Below are 19,073 nucleotides of genomic sequence, written 5' to 3' on the forward strand. Positions count from 1 at the left end.
ACGACCCGGCGATCCGATCCGCCCGAGGTGTCACACGCGAGGGCCCGCCGGTGTCTCATGCCCGACACCCCGTCGGCACGACACGAGCACGACACCAGACACGCAGGAGGAAGACATGACGACACGAGTGCCGCCCACCGAGGTCACCGGGCTCTACGGCTCCCTGGTCAAGCGCGCGACCCGCTCGATGTTCGGCGAGGTGCCGGAGTCGATCGGCGTGCTGTGGCACCACCCCGCGGTCTTCAAGGACCTCATGGGTGTGGGGCGCAAGTCCGAGAAGTGGGACCGGCTGGACCCGAACCTGGCGACGTTCGCGCAGATGGCGTCGGCCGCGACGGTCGGCTGCGAGTTCTGCCTGGACCTGCACTACTTCCGGTCGCGCAACGAGGGGCTGGACGAGGTGAAGGCCCGCGAGGTGCCCCGCTGGCGCGAGTCGGCGCTGTTCACGCCCGTCGAGCGGCGGGTCATGGAGTACGCGGAGGGGATGAGCCAGACCCCGCCCGCCGTGACGGACGAGCTGTCGGCTGCGCTGCTCGACGACCTCGGCCCGGCCGGGCTCGTCGAGCTCGCCGCACGCGTCGGGCTGATGAACGCCACGGCCCGCTCCAACGTCGCGCTCGGCATCCGGTCCGAGCAGTTCGCGGCGTCGTGCGGCCTGCCGCCCCTCGCGCCCCGGTCCGTCGCGGCGGCTCCGGCCGTAGGGTCGGACGCATGAGCGACGACCCCTTCGTCCGCCACCGCAGCCTGCTCTTCACCGTCGCGTACGAGCTCCTCGGCTCGGCCGCCGACGCGGAGGACGTCGTCCAGGAGACGTGGCTGCGGTGGGCGGACGTCGACCACGCGCAGGTGCGCGACGCGCGCGCGTACCTCGTGCGGATCGTCACGCGGCAGTCGCTCAACCGGCTGCGGACGCTGGCCCGGCGGCGAGAGGACTACGTGGGCGAGTGGCTGCCCGAGCCGCTCCTCACGAGCCCCGACGTGGCCGAGGACGTCGAGCTGGCGGAGAGCGTCTCCATGGCGATGCTCACGGTGCTCGAGACGCTCGGACCCACGGAGCGCGCGGTGTTCGTGCTGCGCGAGGTGTTCGACGTGCCGTTCGACGAGATCGCCGAGGCGGTCGGCAAGTCCCCGGCCGCCGTGCGGCAGGTCGCGCACCGGGCCCGGGGCCACGTCGCGGCGCGGCGCCCGCGCGTCCGCGTCGACCGGACCGAGCAGGAGCAGGTCGTGGAGCGGTTCCTCGGCGCGCTCCTCACGGGCGACCTCCAAGGGCTCCTGGACGTCCTCGCGCCCGACGTCGTCGCGGTGGCCGACGGCGGCGGCCTCGCCCGCGCGGCGCGCAAGCCCATCGTGGGCGCCGAGCGCGTCGCCGCCTACCTCGTGGGCGGGCTGCGCAAGACTGCCGGCGAGCTCACGGCGTCGACGGTCTCGATCAACGGAGCGCCCGGTCTGCGCATCGAGCTGGACGGTGTGCTTGCCACGGCGGTCGCGGTGACCGTCGTCGGGGGCCGTGTGACGCACCTCTTCGCGGTGGCCAACCCGAGCAAGCTGGAGCGTGTCGACGCCGAGGCGGCCCTCACTCGATGACCGGTCAGGTCACCCGCCGGGGGTGCGCACCGCGGCGAGCACGACGGGGTCGGCGCAGCCGCGCGCGAAGCCCGCGATGCGGTGGTCGACGTCGCGTCCGAGCACCCACGAGCCGACGCGCTCCGCGAGCGGGGCGAGCCAGCGGGGGCGGCACCGGAAGGAGTAGCGCCACGTCGCGCGCGTGCCGCCGGACGGGTCGGGGGCGAACCGCCACCCGCCCGCGAGGTTCTCGAAGAACCAGGACCCGCGGACCATGCGCATCCCGACGTTCGTCGGCGGGTTGTAGGAGACGTACTCGCTCACCATGGACAGCCCGCTGCGGTGCCGGGTGAAGGTGCGCACGCCCTTCGCGGGCGCGGTGGCACCGTCGAGGAAGTGCTGCCGCCGGATGAACGGGTCCCAGCGCAGACGGACGTCGCCGGTCGTCTGCGAGACGGCGAACGCCGTCGCGGTGTCGACGGGGACCACGAGCGAGGACTCGACCACGGGCATGGTCGGATGCTCCCACGGTCGCCGTCACCCCGCTCCGCGCGGGGAGCCGGGTCATCCGTCGCGCGTCACGGAACCGGACGCGCGAACGGCCCGCCCCTCGTGATGGACGGGCCGCCCGGACCGCGGCGCGGGAAGGTCAGGACGCGAAGGCGTACCCGGCCTCGGTGCACTGCGCGCGGAAGGCGTCGAGTGCCTCCTGCTGCCCTGAAGCGTCGATCGTCTCGCCCTGCACGGCAGCCTCGAACGGGGCCTTGATCTCGTTGAGGTTCTCCTGGAGCTCGGGGTCCGCGAAGTTCTGGACCGCGGCGAGGCGCTCGCGCGTGGTGAAGATCGCGGCGGCGGCAGCCTCGTCCTCGGGTGTCTCGAGCAGCGGCGTCGTCTCGGTGACGAGGCGCTCGGCGGAGTACTCGCCGCCGTAGAACATGCCGCACGTGGTGGTCACGGCGACGACGGCGGGCGTCACCTCGGGGGCCGCCTCGGTCGTGGTCGTGGTCTCGGGGGTTGCCGCGTCGTCGCTCGCCGGGTCGGTCGGCGAGGCGCAGGACGCCAGCAGGAGGGCACAGGAAAGCGCCGCGGTAGCGGCAAGAAACTTACGCATGCTAACGATTTCACACTCTCGCGCACGCGGGACGCAAGAAGATTCGCGGACGGCGCCCTCGGGAACGGCGGAATCCCGCGGTTCCCGGGGCAACCTTGTGCCCAGCGTCACAACCTTCCGGGACGGAGGTCCCGGTCAGGGGACGTCGAGGACGACCTTGCCCCGGACGTGCCCGTCGGCGACGAGCTGCAGAGCCTCGGCCGCCTCCGCCAGGGGGAACCGGGCCGAGACCTCGGCCCGGAGCCGTCCGTCCTCCGCGAGCGCGAGCACCTCGTCGAGGGCCCCCTTCGCGTCGACCTTGTCGACGACGCCCGCGGCGCGGGACGCGTCGGACCCGACGATCGTCACCGCGCTCGGCGGGTCGTCGGGGGTGGCGGGCGCCAGGTCCTCGCCCAGCAGGGCGACGGTCGCGGCGACCGTGTCCGCGGAGCCCACGAGGTCCAGGACGACGCTCACCTCGTCGAGGCCGTCCGCCAGCGCGCGCACGGCGTCGACCAGCCCGGCCCCGTACGCGACCGGCGTCGCGCCGAGGCCGCGGAGGTAGTCGTGGTTCGCGGGCGACGCCGTGCCGACGACGCGTGCCCCGAGCGCGGTCGCGATCTGCACCGCCGCCGACCCGACGCCGCCGCTCGCGCCGTGCACCAGGACCACGTCGCCCTCGCCGACGTCGGCCTGCACGAGGGCGGAGAACGCGGTCGCCGCGGCGACGGGCAGCACGGCCGCCTGCTCGAACGGCACGGACGCGGGCTTGCGGCGCACGTGGTCGGCGCGGACGAGCGAGAGCTCGCGCTGCGCGCCGGTCCCGTGCCAGACGACCTCGTCGCCGGCGGCGAGGTCGGGGACGTCGGGTCCCACGGCGTCGACCACGCCCGCGGCCTCGAACCCCAGCACGCCGGGCACTCTGCCCCCGAACGCCCCGGCGAGCCGCTTGAGGTCGGCGGGGTTGACCCCGACGACGCGGTTCGCGACACGCACCTGGCCGGGCCCGGGCTCGCCGACCTGCTCGTCGTCGACCCGCAGCGTCTCCGGCCCGCCGAAGGCCTCGAAGACGACGACCGTGCTCATGCAGACCCCCTGTGGTCTCGCCGTCGGACGTCGGTCGCGCGCCGCGGGGGCGAGACCGCGCGGCGGGCCCGGGGGGAGCCGGGCGGTTCCACTCTTCCATCCGCCGACCGCCGCTGTCATGCGCCCAGCACGGTGAGGACTCCCCGTCCGGGACGGTTTCACCCCCTCCCCGACGTTGAGGAAGCACGATGACGACACCAGGCACCGGTCGAGCACCCGGCCCCGACGACGGCGCGCGCGAGCGCCTGCTCGTCGTGCGCGCGGACGCCGTCGCGCGGCGGGGAACGCTGCGCGCCGAGGTCGCGGGGATCGTCGAGGCGTCGCGCGACTCGAACGCGGACGACGAGCACGACCCCGACGGCGCGACCATCGCGTTCGAGCGGGCCCAGGTGGACGCGCTCGCTCGCGACGCCGCGGCGCGGGTGGAGGAGGTCGACGCCGCCCTCGCCCGCCTCGACGCGGGCACCTACGGCGTCTGCGAGGCGTGCGGGCGGCCGATCGCGACCGGCCGCCTGGAGGCGCGACCGACCGCGCGGACGTGCGTCGCGTGCGCGGCGACCCGCTGAGGCAGGTGGAGCCCCGTCGTCGCGACCGCAGGCACCCTCGCGTCGACCGTCGTACCGTCGGACCACCACTGGGCGTCGGTGGGCGACCCTGACCGAGGGGCGAGCCATGGTCACGAGCACGCGAGGCACCGCGCGTCGAACGGCAGGCGACGGGGACGACCCTGGTCCGCCGGCTGCGGCGAGCGCCGGGGCGCGCCCTCGTGCCGGCGCTCCCGAGGTGTCTCCGTGGGCGGAGACCGTGGCACGGTGGGGCGGGCGCGTGCTGCAGATCTACGCCGTCTGGCTCCTGGTCGGACTGCTCCTGCGGCCCGTCGCGCGGCACGCCGAGCGGCCCGCGGCCGAGGTCCTGTCGATCACCAACATCCCGTCGTACCCGTCGCTGTTCACCGCCGTCGTCGTCGGACTCGTCGCGAGCGGCTTCCTGCGACGTCGACGCGTCGCGCTGTGGTTCGTGATCCTCGTCTGGCAGCTTCCGTCGGCGCTCGTCATGCTGCTCGCGGTCGTGCTCGACCGCGCCGACCCCGCCGCCGGCGTCCTCGACGACGTGCACTGGACCGCGTACGCGAGCGGCGCCGTCGGCCTCGTCCTGACCGTCCTGCTGATCGCCGCCCGCCGCGCCTTCCCGGCCCGCATCGCGCGCGGTGCGTGGTGGGCGGCGGGTCTCGTCCTCCTGCTCGGCATCTCGCTCGCCGCGGCGATCGTCACGGCTCTCCTGTGGGTCGTCCCGTCGAGCCTCGACACCCCGGCGGAGCGGATCGGCTGGGCGTCGAGCGTGTCCGTCGGCCTGTCGCCGCACGAGGAGCCGTTCGCCATCGACGGCAGCGCGCCCGGATGGCTCGCGCTCGTGGGCGGCGTCGTCGCCGGGTCGGCGCTCCTGCTCGCCGTCGTCGTGTTCCTGCGCACCGGTCCGCGGGACGCGCCGCGCGCGCCCGACGAGGAGCTCGCCCTGCGTCGTCTGCTCCTGGAGCACCCGAGCGACGACTCGCTCGAGTACTTCGCGACGCGCGACGACCGCGACGCCATCTTCTCCGTCGACGGCCGTGCCGCCGTCTCCTACCGGGTCGTGAACGGGGTCGTGCTCGCCGCGGGGGACCCGCTCGGGGACCCGGCGTCGTGGCCCGACGCCATCGACCGGACCTTGGTCTTCGCGCGTCGGCACGGCTGGGCGCCCGGCGTGCTGTCCGCGAGCGAGAAGGGCGCGCGCGCCTACCGCGACGCCGGGCTCGCCGTGATCACCATGGGCGACGAGGCGATCGTCGAGACCCGTGAGTTCGACCTCGCTGCACCGTCGATGCGACCCGTGCGGCACGCCGCCGCCCGACCTCGGCGCGAGGGGTACACGGTGCGGCTGCGCCGCCAGCGCGAGATCCCGGCGGACGAGCTCGCGGCCCTGGCGCGCGCCGCCGACGAGTGGCGGCACGGCGAGGACGAGCGGGGCTTCTCGATGGCGCTCGAACGGCTCGGCAGCCCCCGGGACCCGCGCGTCCTCGTCGTCACGGCGCACGACCGCGACGGTGAGCCACGAGGTCTGCTCACCTTCGTGCCGTGGGGGCGCAAGGGCGTCTCGCTCGACTACATGCGCCGCTCGCCGGACGCGCTCCCCGGGGTCACGGAGCTCATGATCTCGACGCTGGCGAGCGAGGGCGCCGGGATGGCGATCGACCGGGTCTCCCTCAACTTCGCGATGTTCCGCGGGCTCATCGAGCAGGGCGAGTCGGTCGCCGCGAACCCGTGGCAACGTTTCCTGCGCCGGCTCGTGCTCGCCGCGTCGCGGTGGTGGCAGCTCGACCAGCTCTACCGCTCCAACCAGAAGTACGAGCCCCGCTGGCGCACCCGCTACCTCTGCTACGCGGCGCCCGCGCAGCTCACCTCCGTGACGGTCGCGGCCGGCCAGGCCGAGGGCTTCGTCCCGCTGTGGCCCGGGGTGCGTGGCGGCACCGGGAGCCGGCAGGTGGCGACGGCCGACGCCGCCCTCGGTGCGGCGGTGCGCGAGCAGGAGGACGCGCTCCTCGCGCTCGACGTCCCGACCCGGCGGCTCACCGACCAGGAGCGTGCGCGCCGCGCGAAGCTCGACGTGCTCGCAGCCGCCGGCATGCCCGGGTACCCCGTCGCCGTGCCGCGCACGCACCGGCTCGCCGACGTCGACGACCTGCTGCTCGGCCACGTCGTGTCCGTCTCCGGCCGGGTCGTGCGGCTGCGCGACCTGGGCGGCGTCTGCTTCGCCGTCCTGCGCGAGGAGAACCACGAGCGCCAGGTGCTGCTCACGGCCGACGGTGCCGCGGACCTCGCGCTGTGGCGGCGGGTCGTCGACCTCGCGGACCAGGTGAGCGTCACCGGCGCGGTCGTGCGGACCCGTACCGGCGAGCTCTCCGTGCACGCGGGCTCGTGGGTCATGGCGTCCAAGTCGCTCAAGGCCCCGCCGGACAAGTTCCGTGGGCTCGCGGACCCCGAGACGCGCATGCGCCTGCGGCACGTCGACCTCGCTCTCGACACCACGGCGTCGGTGACGCTCCGGGGTCGTTCCGCGGCGGTCCACGCGCTGCGGACGTCGCTCGTCGCGCGCGGGTTCATCGAGGTGGAGACCCCGATCCTGCAGCGCGTCCACGGCGGCGCGAACGCGCGCCCGTTCCGCACCCACATCAACGCGTACGACATGGACCTGTACCTGCGCATCGCGCCCGAGCTGTTCCTCAAGCAGCTCGCGATCGGCGGGATCGAGCGCGTCTTCGAGCTCGGCCGCAACTTCCGCAACGAGGGGGCGGACGCGACGCACAACCCCGAGTTCACGTCGCTCGAGGCGTACCAGGCGTTCGGCGACTACACGACGATGCGTCACCTCACGCGCGAGCTCGTCGTCGCGGCCGCGGTCGCGGTGCACGGCGACGCCGTCTCGCGCCGGCCCGACGGGAGCGTGGTCCGGCTCGACGGCGAGTGGCCGGTCGTCACCGTGCACGACGCCGTCTCGCGCGCCGTCGGGGCCGAGGTCACGCCCGACACCCCCGAGCACGAGCTGCACGCCCTGTGCGCGCGGTTCGGCATCGAGGTCGGCGAGGCCGAGACGCACGGCGCCGTCGTCAACGAGATGTACGACCGCCTCGTCGAGGGGCAGACCGTCGAGCCGACGTTCTACACCGACTTCCCCGTCGAGACGTCGCCGCTCACGCGCGTCCACCGGCGCGACCCCCGGCTCGCGGAGCGGTGGGACCTCGTCGGCTTCGGTGCCGAGCTGGGCACGGCGTACTCCGAGCTCATCGACCCGATCGACCAGCGGGAGCGGTTCACGCAGCAGTCGCTCCTCGCGGCGGCAGGCGACCCCGAGGCGATGGAGATCGACGAGGACTTCCTGTCGGCGCTCGAGTTCGCCATGCCGCCCACGGGTGGCCTCGGCCTCGGGGTCGACCGGATCTACATGACGATCATCGGTGCGTCGATCCGCGAGACCCTCGCGTTCCCGTTCGTGAAGCCGCAGCGCCGGTCCTGACCACGAGCGCCGACCCCCTGACCCAGGCAGGGACCCGGCGCTCCGGCGGACGTCCTGCGCGAGCTCGAGCCGACCTGGTCAGAGGTCGGAGAGGAAGTCGCCGCCGATCCCCGCCTGGGTCTCCAGGAGGTCGCCGGTGTCGCCGAGGACCACCCAGTTCGGCCCGGCCAGCGCCGCCTCGCCCTCCTCGCCCGGCTCGACCGGCAGGAGGCCGAGGAACTCGTCCTCGTCGACGCCGTCGGCGAAGACGGCGAGGAGCGTGGTGTCGTCGCACTCGCCGAGCTCGACGTCGGGCGAGCCGGAGTCCTCGGGCGTGAACGACAGGCACGTCAGCCCGGCGGTGGTCGCGGCCTCGTGGAGCGCGTCGAGCGAGTCGTACTCCACGTCCTTCTCGCCCGGACCCGGGCCGGAGCACGCGGCGAGGAGCCCGGCGAGCACGACGAGGCCCGCGAGGGGAGCCCGTACGGGTCGACGGGGCGAGGAACCGGGTCGGGTACGCATGTTCCGATGGTCCGCCGTCGCCCGGGATCGCGCCACGGGAGACGGGCAGGTCAGCGGTCGTCCGACCCAGCGGAACATCCCGCCCTCGGCGGGCCACGCGGAGGCGGGCTCTGCCGCGACGATCGTGAACGACGCGAGGAAGCACGCCGCGGCGAGGAGGGAGGAGAACGCGGACGAGAGCCCGTACTCCGCCTCTGCCGGCAGGCCGCGCAGGCTGACGACCGCGGCGACGTCGAGCATGGTCGGCTCGCCCGAGATCGACCCGCACGCCCGAGATCGACCCGCGGAGGGTCGATCTGGGGCCGCGGGGGTCGACGTCGGCGTCAGGCCCGGAAGCGCTCGGCGCGCTCGACGACGCGGCCCGCCCCACGGCCGTCGTTCGCCGCCGCGTCCCACGTGTAGACCTCGGCGCCCGTGACGAGCACGTGCTCGGCGCGCGACGTCACGTCCAGCGGGTCGCCCGACCACACGACGACGTCGCCGTCGAGGCCCGGGGCGAGCGCGCCCACACGGTCGTCGAGGCCGAGGAACGCCGCCGGGTTGACGGTCAGCGCCCGCAGCGCGGTGTCGCGGTCGAGGCCCTCCTTCACCGCGAGCGACGCCTGGTGGACCAGGAAGTTGATCGGCACGACGGGGTGGTCGGTCGTGATCGCGACGCGCACGCCCGCGCGCGCCAGCGCGCCGAGGTTCGCGATGTCGCGGTTGCGCAGCTCGATCTTGGAGCGCGACGTGAACAGCGGGCCGAAGATGACCGGCACGTCGCGCTCGGCCAGCACGTCGGCGACGGCGGCGCCGTCGGTCCCGTGGTTGACGACCAGCTGGTAGCCGAACTCGTCCGCGAGGCGCAGCGCGGTCGCGATGTCGTCGGCGCGGTGCGTGTGCTGGTCCCAGTAGAGCTCGCCCGCGAGGACGCGTGCGAGGGTCTCCTTGGCGAGGTCGCGGTCGAACGGCTCGCCCTTCGCCTCGGCAGCGTCGCGCTTCGCGGCGTAGTTCTGGGCGTCGACGAACGCCGCGCGGATGACCTTCGCGACCCCGAGGCGCGTGGACGGCGTCTTCTTCTGGTCCCCGTACACGCGCTTGGGGTTCTCGCCGAGCGCCGACTTCACCGAGACCGCCTCGCGGATCACCTGCTCGTCGACCGTGCGGCCGCCCCACGTCTTGATCGCGACGGTCTGCCCGCCGATGGGGTTGCCCGAGCCCGGCTTCACGACGGCGCTCGTCACACCGCCCACGAGCGCGTCGCGGAAGCCCTCGTCCTCGACGTTGATCGCGTCGATCGCGCGCAGGGCCGCACCGTTCGGGTCGGTCATCTCGTTGGTGTCGTTGCCGGCCCAGCCCTCGGCCTCCTCCATGACGCCCATGTGCGCGTGCGCCTCGACGAAGCCGGGCAGCACCCAGCGTCCGCGCGCGTCGAGGGTCGGGACGCCGTCGGGCACGACGACGTCCGCCCCGACCGCGGTGATGATCCCGTCCTCGACGAGGACGGTCCCGTTCTCGATCGGGTCCGAGGCGACGGGCACGACGTAGCCGTTCACGACGGCGACGCTGCGACGCGCGGTGCGCGGGACGGGGCGGGAGGAAGGGGTGGGGGTGGATGAGGTCGTCATGCCCCCATCATCGCCCTGGGCAAGCGTCGTCGGCGGCCCGTAGCCCGCAGGCCGACGCTCCTGAGGTATCCTGGAGGTCGCGCTCAGGTCGCGGGACGCGGTCCTGCGACGATCTTCGGTCCTCAGCATCGAAGCACGACCGTGCGCGCCCGGCAGCAGACGCTGCCGTAGAGATCTCCGCCCACAGAGCGCGGAGCGAGAGCAGAGAGCATCCTTTCTTCCCCATCTGAACGCCCCGAGACCGCTGTGCCGGTCGCGGGTACGCCCGGACCAGACCTGGTGCTGCGCCGCGCCGACGGCGACCTGTGGGTCGCGACGGCGGACGGCGAGTACGCCGGTCTGGTCACCCGACTCCCCGACGGCTTCCACGTCCACGACCGCTACACGCGGCCGGTGGGCGTCGTCGCCGACCTGCACCACGCGAAGCGGCACCTCGTCGCCCCGCGTGAACGCCCGGCGGGCCCTCGCGGGTCCCGCCCCCACGACCGTCGGCGCCCTGCGGGGCGCGACAACCGGACCCGCGCTCGTGGGTCCGTCGCATCAACGAGAGAAGACACCATGGCTACAGGCACCGTGAAGTGGTTCAACGCGGAGAAGGGGTTCGGCTTCATCGCCCCCTCCGACGGCACCGCCGACGTGTTCGCCCACTACAGCGAGATCGCCTCGAGCGGCTACCGCTCGCTCGAGGAGAACCAGAGCGTCTCGTTCGACGTCACCCAGGGTCCCAAGGGCCCGCAGGCGACGAACATCCAGTCGCTCTGACGTCCCACCCGCACGGCGCGCAGCGCCGTGCGGGCGACGACGTCCCGGAGGGCCGTGCAGTCGCACGGCCCTTCGGCGTTCCCGGGCACGGACGAGGTGACGGGTAGCGCCGGGGTGGGCAGGGCGCACTAGGCTCCTGAGCGCACCACCGCACCGCGCGCGAAGGAGCTCGCATGCACGTCGTCGTCGGACTGTTCCGGCTGTTCCTCGTCGTCCTCGCCCTCGTCGGGACGCGCGCCATCTGGCGTGACGGAGACGTCGAGGGGCTGATCTACTTCACGAACCAGACGGGCTTCCTCATCGCCGTCGTGCTCGCGTGGGCGGGCGTGGCGTCGCTCCTGCGTCGCCGGCAGCCGCCGGGGTGGCTCAAGGGCGGCGTGACGCTCTTCGCCGCCATCACCGGGCTCGTCGCCAACCTCGTGCTCGCGCCCGAGGACCCCGACGCCCCGGCCGTGTTCCTCGGGCTGACCGACGGCCAGATCGAGCACGAGCTGCTGCCGCTCGCCGTCTTCGTCGACTTCCTCCTGCTCGACGCCCACCGGCGCCTGCGCGGCCTCGACGCCGCGCGCTGGCTCCTGTACCCGCTCGCGTACTTCGCGTTCACGACGATCCGCGGGTTCGTGAGCCCCGGCAGCGAGTACCCGTACGGGTTCGTCGACCTCGACGCGCTGGGGTGGACCGGCCTGCTCGTCAACGTCGTGCTCTACGGGGCCGGCTTCCTCGTGCTCGGCCTCCTCATCGTCGGGATCGACCGGCTCCTGCCCACCGGCCCCCTGATCGGCCGGTACGCGGACCGCTCACCGTCCGCCGCGTCGTCGGAGACGGCGGGGGCGGCGGGCAGCCCGGACGACGCGCCCGCGTCGCGCTAGGGTGGCCGTCGTGCCCTCCCCGGTCGTCGGTCCGCTGCGCGTCGCCCGCGCCGCGCTCGTTGCGACCCTCGTGCTCGCGCTGACGGCGCTCGCGCACCGCGTGGCCGGAGGCGCCCTCCCGGACCCGCTGGTCCTCGCCGCGCTCGCCGCGTTCACGCTCGCCGGCACGACGGCGGCCGCGCGGCTGCGGTTCACGCCCACCCGGCTCGTCGTGTTCCTCGGTGGCGCCCAGGTGGCGCTGCACCAGGCGCTCGTCGTGCTCGCGCCCGTCGGGTCGTGCGTCCCCGTCGGGGTCACGTCCGGGCACGGTGGGCACGTCGCCTCGGTGGGCGACGTCGTCTGCGCCGCGCCCGTCGGCGCGCCGGTCGACGGCGGGGCGAGCCTCGTGCACCCGGAGCACCTCGCGACGTCGGGCACCACGGGCCTGTGGATGGTCGTCGCGCACGCCGTCGCGACCGTCGTGCTCGCGCTGGTCCTCGCGCGCGGTGAGCGTGCGCTCGAGCGCTTCCTCGGGTGGGTGACGCCGCGCGGCGGCCTCCCGGCGCTCGTCACCGTCCCGCCTGCCGTCCGCCCGCGGACGCCGCGGGACCGCACGGTGCGCGTCGCGTCCCTGTGGCGTGCGCGTCGTGCGCCGACGCGTGGACCGCCGACGGCGGCCGGCCCGTCGGGAGCACTGCTCCGCCCCCTCGCCGCGTCCTGACGCGGCCCCCGACGAGGCCGACCCGGTGACGACCGGGCCACGGGGCACCACCGTGCGGCGACCGCCGCGCCTCGGACGGAAGAACCCTCATGACCCTCTCCCTGCGCCGCCCCCTGTCGGCCGTCCCCCCTCTCCTCGCGCTCCTCACCGCCGCCGCGCTGGCCCTGGGCCTCACCGCCGCGCTCACGACGCTCGCCGCCGCCCCGGCGTCCGCGCACGACCGCATGCTCACCTCGGACCCGGCCGACGGCTCCCAGCTCGCGACGCCCCCGACGGCGATCACGCTGACGTTCAACACCGAGCCGCTCCCCGTCGAGCCGCAGGTCGTGGTCTCGGACTCCGCCGGGACGGTCGTCACGCAGGGCGCGCCGACCATCGAGGGCAGCACCGCGACGCTCGCGCTCGACCCCGCCGTCGCGCTCGGCGGCGACACGTACACCGTCGCGTGGCGCGTCGTCTCGTCCGACGGCCACCCCATCGAGGGCACGTTCGCGTTCACCGTCGCGGCCCAGCCCGAGGCTCCCGTGTCCGAGGAGCCCACGGAGGAGCCGACGCCGGAGGAGACCGCGACCGAGGACGCCACGACCGACGCGGCGGAGGAGACCTCGCCGGAGTCCGCGACGCCCCAGACGACGGACGCCGCCACGGACGCGGAGGACGGCGGCTCGTCGGTCCTGCCCGTCCTCGTGGGGCTCGGCGCGCTCGTGGTCGCGGCCGCGGTCGTCGTCGTGCTCGTCGTGCGCCGCCGCGGCACCGTGACCGACGAGGCGACCGACGAGGGCGCCCCGCACGACCCCGAGGACTGACCGTGCCGGTGCACGCCGTCCTCCCCGGTCCGGGGAGGACGGCGGCCGCCCCTGCCGCGCGCACCCCTCCTGCCGCTAGGGTGCGTCCGTGACGTCGCCCGGAGCAGGGGTGCTCCGCGGCGTGCGGGTGCTGCTGCTCGCCGCCGCGGTCGTCGGGCTGTCCGTCGTCGCGCACGGTCTCGCCGGCGGCACCGATCCCGGAGCCGTCCCGCTCGGCGTCCTCGCCGTCCTCACCGCCGTCGCGGTGCGGCCCCTCACCCGGCGCCAGGTCGGGCTACCGCGGCTGCTCGGGCTGCTCGGCGCGGGCCAGCTCGTGCTGCACGTCGTCTTCGACCGCTGCGCCGCGCTGTCCCCGGCCGACGCGTCCGCGCACGCGCACGCCGCGTCACCCCTGACGATGCTCGGCGCGCACGCCGTCGCGACGCTCGCCGTCGCGCTCGTCCTGCGGTACGGCGACGCCGTCCTGTGGCGCCTGTGGACGTGGCTCGCCGGGCGCCGGGTCCCTGGCCGCCCGCGCGCCGTCGTCGTCCTCGCGGCGCCGCCGACCGTCGGCGCGCTGCCGACGGTCCGCGACCTGCTCGTGCGCGGTGCCGCGCCCGGGCGCGGTCCGCCCGCCGTGGCCTGACCCCTCCCGGACGCCTCGTCGGACACCTCCGCGGCGTCCCGCTCCTGCGCGCCCGCGCGTCCGGTGCACCCCCGCCCGGCCGGCTCCGCCCGGTCGTCCTGGGGCGTACCGTCGTGCGCTCGCGCGCCGGGGCCCACCCTCCTCCTCTCCCCGAAAGGCACCACCATGCGAAAGACCCTGCGCGCCCTCGGCGCGGCCGCCCTGACCACCGGGATCGTCGTCGTCGGTGCGGGCGCCGCGTCCGCCCACGTCACCGTCACGCCGGACACGACCGATGCGGGCGCGTACGCGCTGCTCACGTTCGGCGTCCCGCACGGCTGCGGCGACTCGCCGACGACGAAGGTCTCCATCCAGGTCCCCGAGCAGGTCGTCACCGTGACGCCCACCGTCAACCCCGGCTGGGACGTCGAGAAGGTCATGGCGGCCCTCGACGAGCCGGTCGACGACGGGCACGGCGGCCAGTACACCGAGCGCGTCGCCGAGGTCGTGTACACCGCGAAGGCCCCGCTGCCCGACGGCTACCGCGACGCCCTCGTGCTCTCGCTCAAGCTCCCCGACGCGGCGGGGGACACGCTCGTCTTCCCGACCGTCCAGGAGTGCGCCGAGGGCGAGAGCGCCTGGGTGCAGGTCCCGGCCGACGGTGAGGACGGGCACGACCTCGAGCTGCCCGCGCCGCTGTTCGAGCTGACGGCCGCCGAGGACGACGGGCACGACGCCCCGGCCGAGACCGTCGCGGACGACGCCGACGCCGCGGCGTCGGACGGCTCGGCCGCCGACGGTGCGGCGTCCGCGGAGCCGGCGGACGGTTCCGACGGCCCGCCCGCCGCGCTCACCTGGACGGCGCTCGTCCTCGCGGCGGCGGGCCTGGTGCTCGGGGCGCTCGGGTTCGTGCGCTCGCGCCCGAAGGCCTGACCGGTGGGCCGCCCCCCGGTGCTGCGCCGGGTGGTGGCCGTCGTCGTCGGTGCCGCGGCCGCGGTCCTGCTCGCGATCCTCGCGAGCGGCCCGGCCGCGGCCCACGCCGTCCTCGTGGGCACGGACCCCCGGGACGGCACCGTCCTCGACGCGCCGCCCGACGCGCTGACCATCACCTTCAACGAGCCCGTCCAGGCCGTGACCGGCGGGACGACGGTCCTCGCCGCCGACGGATCGCCCGTCGACGTGGACGTCGTCGCGGTCGACGACGCGCTCGTCGTCACCCCGGCCACGACGCTCGACGACGGCACGTACGTCGTGAGCTGGCGCGTCGTGTCCCTCGACACCCACCCCGTGGCGGGCGCCTTCACGTTCTCGGTGGGTGCGCCGAGCGCGACGTCCGTCGAGGCCCGGGTGGCCGAGCCGACGGCGGCGCTCGTCGCCGTGCGCGCGCTCGACCAGGCCGCGGTCTACGCGGGGACGTTCCTCGTCGCGGGCCTCGTCGGGTTCGAGCTCCTCGTGCTGCACGTCTCGCCGGGCGCCGCGCCGGTCCTGCGGCGCCGCCTGCAGCGCGTGCGCCGCGGTGCGCTCGTCGCCGCGGCGGCAGGGATCGTGCTCGGGGTCCCGCTCACCCCGGCCTGGCAGGCCGGCGGCGGGCTGGGGGCGCTCGCCGACCCGGCGACCTGGGCCGCGGGCCTCGCGACCGACTCCACGGTCGCGGGCGCGCTCGGCCTCGCCGGGCTCGTCGTCGCGGCCCTGCTCGCGCCCCGCGCGGCGCGCGAGACCCGGACGGCGTGGCCCGCCGGCGTCGTGCTCGGCGCGGCGGCCCTGGCGCTGGGTTCGCTCGTGCTCGTGGGGCACACGCGCACGTTCGGGCCGCCGTGGCTCGTCGTCACGGCGGACGCGCTCCACGTCGTGGCGGGGGCGGTGTGGCTCGGCGGCGTCGTCGGGCTCGCGCTCGTGCTCGCGCCCTCCGCGCGCGTCGACGCGCGGCGGGCGGCGGTCACCGTCGCGCGGTTCTCAGCGCTCGGCGCGTGGGTCGTCCTCGCGCTCGCCGTCACCGGGACCGTCCTGGGGTGGCGCATCCTCGGGACGTTCGACGCCCTCGTGTCGACGACCTACGGCCAGACCCTGCTCGTCAAGGTCGGCGTCGCGCTGTGCCTCGTCGGCGTCGCGGCCTGGAACCGCTACCGGCTCGTCCCGGCGGTCGTGGCCGACGGCGGTCCCGGCGGGCGAGGCGCCGGGCCGGTGGGTGGGACGACCGGGGCGACCGCGCGCCGACGGCTCGGCCGGACGGTCGCCGCCGAGGCACTGCTGCTCGTGCTCGTGCTCGCCGTGACCGGCGTGCTCGTGTCGCGCAGCCCGGTCGTGGCGACGGACCCGTCCGTCGAGGAGGCCTCGACCCAGGCGGTCGAGGTGGTCGAGGTGCTCGGCGACGGGACGCTCCGCGCGCGGGTCACGCCCGGACGGGTCGGGGTCAACGCGCTCGAGATCGAGCTGCTCGACGCCGACGGGCAGCCGCTGGAGCCCGTCGCCGTGCCCGAGCTGTCCACGACGCTCGCCGACCCCGCGCTCGGGCCGTTCACCCGTCCCCTCACGCAGACCGGGACGGGCGCGTACGAGGCGACGCTCGACCTGCCGATGGCCGGCGACTGGACCCTCCACGTGAGCGTCCGGACGTCCAAGTACGAGAACCCGATCGTCGAGATCCCCGTGGAGGTGTCCTCATGACCCGTCACCACCGGGCCGCCCTGCGCGCGTCCCGCCTCGTCGCCGTCGCGGTCACCACCTGTGCCCTGGCGGTGCTGGCGGCCGGACCGGCAGCCGCGCACGTGCTCATCGAGACCGTGGAACCTCACGGCGACGGCACGTCGACGCTCACCTTCACGTTCGACCACGGGTGCGACGGCGAGCCCACCGACGCGCTGCGCGTCACCCTCCCCGAGGGCGTCGAGGCGCTCGCGGCGGGCCAGCCCGACGGGTGGACCTCCGACGTGACGGACGACGCGGTGGCGTGGTCCGGCAAGCCCGTGCCGGACGGCGAGCGCGCGGCCTTCACGCTCGACGTCCGGGTCACGGGCGAGGTCGGGCAGGCGTTCGTCTTCCCCGCCGTGCAGGAGTGCCCGTCGGGGGCGTCGTACGCGTGGACGGACACCGACCCGTCCGGCGCACGTCCCGCGCCGACGTTCGTCGCGACGGCGGCGTCGCTCGCCCCGGCGCCCGCCGTCGTGGGGGCCTCCCCGACGCCGACGGCACCCCTCGTCGCGGCCGTCGTGGTCGGCGCCGTGGTGGTCGGGATCGCGGGCGGATGGTCGGCGCGGCGCCGTCTGCTGACGACCTGAGCAGTCCGCAGCGCGGGCGGCGGGCAGTCGGTGCACGTAGTGTGATCCAGATCACTGTTCGTGAACGTCCCGAACATGTGCCCGCCGCCTCTCGCACTGGTGGGGGACGTCGCCGCGACGGGTCACGCGGCGACACCTGGACCGGTGGCGGTCCGCGACGAGAGCTTCGCTGGGGGGAGCTCTCGCGGCGGATCGCCACCGGTTCCTCTGCCTGCGGTACCAACCGGCCCTGGCGTCAGGCGGCGATCCCGACGGCCAGCAGCGTGAACGCCGCGACGAGCAGGGTGATGCGGACGAGGTGGTACCGGTCCCAGCGATGAGCCTGCTCGCGCCAGTCGGCGGGTGCGGTCTCGGGGGTCCACGTCTTGCCGCGGTTGTTGATGGGGACGAGCACGGCGACCGACAGGACGACGCTCAGCGCCAGGAGGGCGGCTGCGGTCCAGGCCGCCCATGCGCCGACCGGCAGCACGAGGGCCGTCGCCGCGGTGAGTGCGAGCGACCCGAAGTACCAGAACGGCATCGCGCGCCCGAGCATCCGCCCGCCGTCGGCCCGGGCGAGCAGGCCGGCGTTCCCCGGCAGCCGGTCGACGATCGGGTTCACGACGAACGCGACCGACACCTCGACCCCCACCATCACGCCCAGGACGACCACGGCGACGATCGGCAACCACTGCATGTCCTGCTCCTTCGATCCAGGGAATCTAGCAACGCTAGGAAAACTAGCACAGACAATCTAGCGGCGCTAGAATCGTGGCATGAGCACACCGGCAGCAGCGCGCAAGGCACGGCTCCTCGAGGAGCGGGAGGCGCAGATCGTCGCGGCGGCGCGCGTGCTCGCCGAGGAGCAGGGATGGGAGGCCGTCACCACGCGCCGGCTCGCGGACGCGATCGGGTACAGCCAGCCCGTCCTCTACGGGCACTTCCCGGAGGGCAGGTCCCAGATCGTCACGGCCGTGGCGCTGCTCGGCTTCGAGGAGCTCGCCGCCGCGCTGTCCGCGGCCCGTCCGCAGCCCGGCGAGGGCGCGAGCGGCGAGGACCGGGTCCGCGCGCTGGTCGTGGCCTACCTCGACTTCGCCGCGCGCCACCCGGCGACGTACGAGGCGATGTTCCACCTGCCGATCGGGGCGGCCTTCGCCTCGGACGAGACGCCGCGCGCGATGCGCGAGGGGTTCGACGCGATCGCCGACGCTCTCCTCGCGCTCGACCGGCCGCCGTCGGACGTGGGGACGGCTGCCGAGGTCGTCTGGGGCGCGATGCACGGGGTCGCGACGCTGCAGCGCGCGGGCAGGTTCTCCGCCGGGAACTACGGGCGTCGCGTCGACGAGCTGGTCCGCCGCGTGGTCGGGTGAGGGCCCGGGCGACTCGCTCGTCGAGCTGCGGTCGTCCTGCGTCATAGCGTGACGCCATGATCTCTCGACTGACGCTCGTCACGGGCGGGACCCGTGGCATCGGGGCGGCCGTGGCCCTCCGGCTCGCCGCCGCCGGGCACGACCTCCTGCTCGGCTACGCCCGGGACGACGCCGCGGCCGCGGAGACGCGCGCCACGGTGGCCGCGCGCGGGGTGCGGTGCGCCGTGGTCCGCGCCGACCTCACCACCGAGCGTGGCGTCGAGGAGACCTTCGCCGCAGCCGCTGGGCTCGGCACCCTCACGGGAGTCGTCAACAACGCCGGCGCGACGCTCCACATCGGCACGCTCGCGGACACGCCGGCCGACGTCGTGCGCCGGGTCGTCGACCTCAACCTCACCGCCGCCGTCCTCGTGGCGCGGGCGGCGGTGCGGGCGATGAGCACCGCGCGGGGCGGGCAGGGCGGCGTGCTCCTCAACGTCTCGTCCGCGGCGGCGACGCTCGGATCGCCCGGCGAGTACGTGCACTACGCGGCGGCGAAGGCCGGCGTCGACGCCTTGACGAAGGGCCTCGCGCACGAGGTCCTCGGGGAGGGGATCCGGGTCGTGGGGGTGGCGCCCGGCCTGATCGAGACCGCTATCCACGCCGACGCCGGCGACGGCGACCGGTCGCGGCGCGCCGCGGCGGCGCACCCGTGGGGGCGCGTGGGCTCGCCCGAGGAGGTCGCCGCTGCCGTGGCCTTCCTGCTCTCGGACGACGCGTCGTACGTCACCGGAGAGACGCTGCGCGTGGCAGGTGGCCGCTGAGCCGAGCGGGG

At 75.1% G+C, this 19,073-nt stretch carries 20 protein-coding genes; 14 read left to right on the forward strand and 6 right to left on the reverse strand.

Features of this window, described 5'->3' with window-relative positions; genetic code table 11:
* Positions 1-115 precede the first annotated feature (115 nt).
* Together ACN9MS_RS01435 and ACN9MS_RS01440 are read left to right on the forward strand one after the other, a co-directional pair.
* A complete protein-coding gene (locus tag ACN9MS_RS01435; protein WP_426310395.1) occupies positions 116-715 on the forward strand; it encodes a carboxymuconolactone decarboxylase family protein in 600 nt (199 codons plus the stop codon).
* On the forward strand, positions 712-1,584 hold the full coding sequence (locus tag ACN9MS_RS01440) for an RNA polymerase sigma-70 factor (RefSeq protein WP_426310396.1): 873 nt from the start codon (positions 712-714) through the stop codon (positions 1,582-1,584). Before ACN9MS_RS01435 ends, ACN9MS_RS01440 begins: the two co-directional genes overlap by 4 nt.
* A gap of 9 nt (positions 1,585-1,593) precedes the next feature.
* On the opposite strand, the gene ACN9MS_RS01445 is transcribed toward ACN9MS_RS01440, so the two are convergent.
* From ACN9MS_RS01445 to ACN9MS_RS01455, 3 genes are all read right to left on the reverse strand, one after another.
* Positions 1,594-2,076, reverse strand: coding sequence for an SRPBCC family protein (locus tag ACN9MS_RS01445; protein WP_426310397.1), 483 nt, complete (start codon positions 2,074-2,076; stop codon positions 1,594-1,596).
* A 136-nt stretch (positions 2,077-2,212) separates the two neighbouring features.
* Positions 2,213-2,539, reverse strand: a complete 327-nt coding sequence (locus tag ACN9MS_RS01450; RefSeq protein ID WP_426310398.1) for a hypothetical protein — start codon at positions 2,537-2,539, stop codon at positions 2,213-2,215.
* Positions 2,540-2,809: 270 nt separating this feature from the next.
* Entirely contained in the window at positions 2,810-3,739 is a 930-nt protein-coding gene (locus tag ACN9MS_RS01455; RefSeq protein ID WP_426310399.1) for a quinone oxidoreductase family protein, read from the reverse strand.
* Between the two features lie 188 nt (positions 3,740-3,927).
* Here ACN9MS_RS01455 and ACN9MS_RS01460 point away from each other — a divergent pair, with 188 nt between their 5' ends.
* Both ACN9MS_RS01460 and lysX read left to right on the forward strand, forming a co-directional pair.
* The gene (locus tag ACN9MS_RS01460; protein ID WP_426310400.1) at positions 3,928-4,305 is read left to right on the forward strand and encodes a TraR/DksA family transcriptional regulator; all 378 of its coding nucleotides are present in this window, start codon (positions 3,928-3,930) and stop codon (positions 4,303-4,305) included.
* 259 nt (positions 4,306-4,564) lie between these two features.
* Entirely contained in the window at positions 4,565-7,786 is a 3,222-nt protein-coding gene (gene lysX, locus ACN9MS_RS01465; protein ID WP_426310401.1) for a bifunctional lysylphosphatidylglycerol synthetase/lysine--tRNA ligase LysX, read from the forward strand.
* A gap of 78 nt (positions 7,787-7,864) precedes the next feature.
* Here the strand turns inward: lysX and ACN9MS_RS01470 are convergent, their stop codons facing one another.
* Both ACN9MS_RS01470 and ACN9MS_RS01475 read right to left on the reverse strand, forming a co-directional pair.
* Positions 7,865-8,527, reverse strand: coding sequence for a hypothetical protein (locus ACN9MS_RS01470; protein ID WP_426310402.1), 663 nt, complete (start codon positions 8,525-8,527; stop codon positions 7,865-7,867).
* An 83-nt stretch (positions 8,528-8,610) separates the two neighbouring features.
* Complete coding sequence (locus tag ACN9MS_RS01475; RefSeq protein WP_426310403.1) at positions 8,611-9,894, reverse strand: amidohydrolase; 1,284 nt, start codon at positions 9,892-9,894, stop codon at positions 8,611-8,613.
* A 558-nt stretch (positions 9,895-10,452) separates the two neighbouring features.
* Here ACN9MS_RS01475 and ACN9MS_RS01480 point away from each other — a divergent pair.
* The 8 genes from ACN9MS_RS01480 to ACN9MS_RS01515 all read left to right on the forward strand — a co-directional run bounded on the left by ACN9MS_RS01480 (position 10,453) and on the right by ACN9MS_RS01515 (position 16,910).
* A complete protein-coding gene (locus tag ACN9MS_RS01480; protein WP_154797190.1) occupies positions 10,453-10,656 on the forward strand; it encodes a cold-shock protein in 204 nt (67 codons plus the stop codon).
* A 173-nt stretch (positions 10,657-10,829) separates the two neighbouring features.
* Entirely contained in the window at positions 10,830-11,525 is a 696-nt protein-coding gene (locus ACN9MS_RS01485) for a Pr6Pr family membrane protein (protein ID WP_426310404.1), read from the forward strand.
* Between the two features lie 10 nt (positions 11,526-11,535).
* Positions 11,536-12,225, forward strand: a complete 690-nt coding sequence (locus tag ACN9MS_RS01490; RefSeq protein WP_426310405.1) for a hypothetical protein — start codon at positions 11,536-11,538, stop codon at positions 12,223-12,225.
* A gap of 89 nt (positions 12,226-12,314) precedes the next feature.
* Positions 12,315-13,031: a copper resistance CopC family protein gene (locus ACN9MS_RS01495; protein ID WP_426310406.1), complete on the forward strand. Its 717-nt coding sequence runs from the start codon at positions 12,315-12,317 to the stop codon at positions 13,029-13,031.
* An 88-nt stretch (positions 13,032-13,119) separates the two neighbouring features.
* Complete coding sequence (locus ACN9MS_RS01500) at positions 13,120-13,656, forward strand: hypothetical protein (protein ID WP_426310407.1); 537 nt, start codon at positions 13,120-13,122, stop codon at positions 13,654-13,656.
* Between the two features lie 165 nt (positions 13,657-13,821).
* The gene (locus ACN9MS_RS01505) at positions 13,822-14,568 is read left to right on the forward strand and encodes a YcnI family protein (RefSeq protein WP_426310408.1); all 747 of its coding nucleotides are present in this window, start codon (positions 13,822-13,824) and stop codon (positions 14,566-14,568) included.
* 3 nt (positions 14,569-14,571) lie between these two features.
* Positions 14,572-16,299, forward strand: coding sequence for a FixH family protein (locus ACN9MS_RS01510; RefSeq protein ID WP_426310409.1), 1,728 nt, complete (start codon positions 14,572-14,574; stop codon positions 16,297-16,299).
* Positions 16,296-16,910 carry a DUF1775 domain-containing protein gene (locus tag ACN9MS_RS01515; RefSeq protein ID WP_426310410.1) on the forward strand — a complete coding sequence of 205 codons (615 nt, stop codon included), beginning with the start codon at positions 16,296-16,298 and terminating at the stop codon, positions 16,908-16,910. The genes ACN9MS_RS01510 and ACN9MS_RS01515 overlap by 4 nt, the downstream gene beginning before the upstream one ends.
* Before the next feature lie 235 nt (positions 16,911-17,145).
* On the opposite strand, the gene ACN9MS_RS01520 is transcribed toward ACN9MS_RS01515, so the two are convergent.
* Positions 17,146-17,586 carry an anthrone oxygenase family protein gene (locus ACN9MS_RS01520; protein ID WP_426310411.1) on the reverse strand — a complete coding sequence of 147 codons (441 nt, stop codon included), beginning with the start codon at positions 17,584-17,586 and terminating at the stop codon, positions 17,146-17,148.
* 79 nt (positions 17,587-17,665) lie between these two features.
* Between ACN9MS_RS01520 and ACN9MS_RS01525 the strand changes: the two genes are divergently transcribed.
* Together ACN9MS_RS01525 and ACN9MS_RS01530 are read left to right on the forward strand one after the other, a co-directional pair.
* Positions 17,666-18,259, forward strand: coding sequence for a TetR/AcrR family transcriptional regulator (locus ACN9MS_RS01525; RefSeq protein WP_426310412.1), 594 nt, complete (start codon positions 17,666-17,668; stop codon positions 18,257-18,259).
* A gap of 56 nt (positions 18,260-18,315) precedes the next feature.
* The gene (locus tag ACN9MS_RS01530) at positions 18,316-19,062 is read left to right on the forward strand and encodes an SDR family oxidoreductase (protein WP_426310413.1); all 747 of its coding nucleotides are present in this window, start codon (positions 18,316-18,318) and stop codon (positions 19,060-19,062) included.
* The last annotated feature ends 11 nt before the right edge of the window (positions 19,063-19,073 follow it).

The sequence above is a fragment of the Cellulosimicrobium sp. E-16 genome (genome assembly GCF_049913115.1).
GTDB lineage: Bacteria > Actinomycetota > Actinomycetes > Actinomycetales > Cellulomonadaceae > Cellulosimicrobium.

What these genes read in the sequence shown, in the direction of transcription:
- ACN9MS_RS01470 (WP_426310402.1), bottom strand. Translation starts at nt 8,527, where the DNA reads ATGCTCGACGTCGCCGCGGTCGTCAGCCTGCGCGGCCTGCCGGCAGAG.
- ACN9MS_RS01485 (WP_426310404.1), top strand. Translation starts at nt 10,830, where the DNA reads ATGCACGTCGTCGTCGGACTGTTCCGGCTGTTCCTCGTCGTCCTCGCC.
- ACN9MS_RS01445 (WP_426310397.1), bottom strand. Translation starts at nt 2,076, where the DNA reads ATGCCCGTGGTCGAGTCCTCGCTCGTGGTCCCCGTCGACACCGCGACG.
- ACN9MS_RS01505 (WP_426310408.1), top strand. Translation starts at nt 13,822, where the DNA reads ATGCGAAAGACCCTGCGCGCCCTCGGCGCGGCCGCCCTGACCACCGGG.
- ACN9MS_RS01515 (WP_426310410.1), top strand. Translation starts at nt 16,296, where the DNA reads ATGACCCGTCACCACCGGGCCGCCCTGCGCGCGTCCCGCCTCGTCGCC.
- ACN9MS_RS01480 (WP_154797190.1), top strand. Translation starts at nt 10,453, where the DNA reads ATGGCTACAGGCACCGTGAAGTGGTTCAACGCGGAGAAGGGGTTCGGC.
- ACN9MS_RS01525 (WP_426310412.1), top strand. Translation starts at nt 17,666, where the DNA reads ATGAGCACACCGGCAGCAGCGCGCAAGGCACGGCTCCTCGAGGAGCGG.
- ACN9MS_RS01435 (WP_426310395.1), top strand. Translation starts at nt 116, where the DNA reads ATGACGACACGAGTGCCGCCCACCGAGGTCACCGGGCTCTACGGCTCC.
- ACN9MS_RS01440 (WP_426310396.1), top strand. Translation starts at nt 712, where the DNA reads ATGAGCGACGACCCCTTCGTCCGCCACCGCAGCCTGCTCTTCACCGTC.
- ACN9MS_RS01520 (WP_426310411.1), bottom strand. Translation starts at nt 17,586, where the DNA reads ATGCAGTGGTTGCCGATCGTCGCCGTGGTCGTCCTGGGCGTGATGGTG.
- ACN9MS_RS01495 (WP_426310406.1), top strand. Translation starts at nt 12,315, where the DNA reads ATGACCCTCTCCCTGCGCCGCCCCCTGTCGGCCGTCCCCCCTCTCCTC.
- ACN9MS_RS01530 (WP_426310413.1), top strand. Translation starts at nt 18,316, where the DNA reads ATGATCTCTCGACTGACGCTCGTCACGGGCGGGACCCGTGGCATCGGG.
- ACN9MS_RS01460 (WP_426310400.1), top strand. Translation starts at nt 3,928, where the DNA reads ATGACGACACCAGGCACCGGTCGAGCACCCGGCCCCGACGACGGCGCG.
- ACN9MS_RS01455 (WP_426310399.1), bottom strand. Translation starts at nt 3,739, where the DNA reads ATGAGCACGGTCGTCGTCTTCGAGGCCTTCGGCGGGCCGGAGACGCTG.
- ACN9MS_RS01475 (WP_426310403.1), bottom strand. Translation starts at nt 9,894, where the DNA reads ATGACGACCTCATCCACCCCCACCCCTTCCTCCCGCCCCGTCCCGCGC.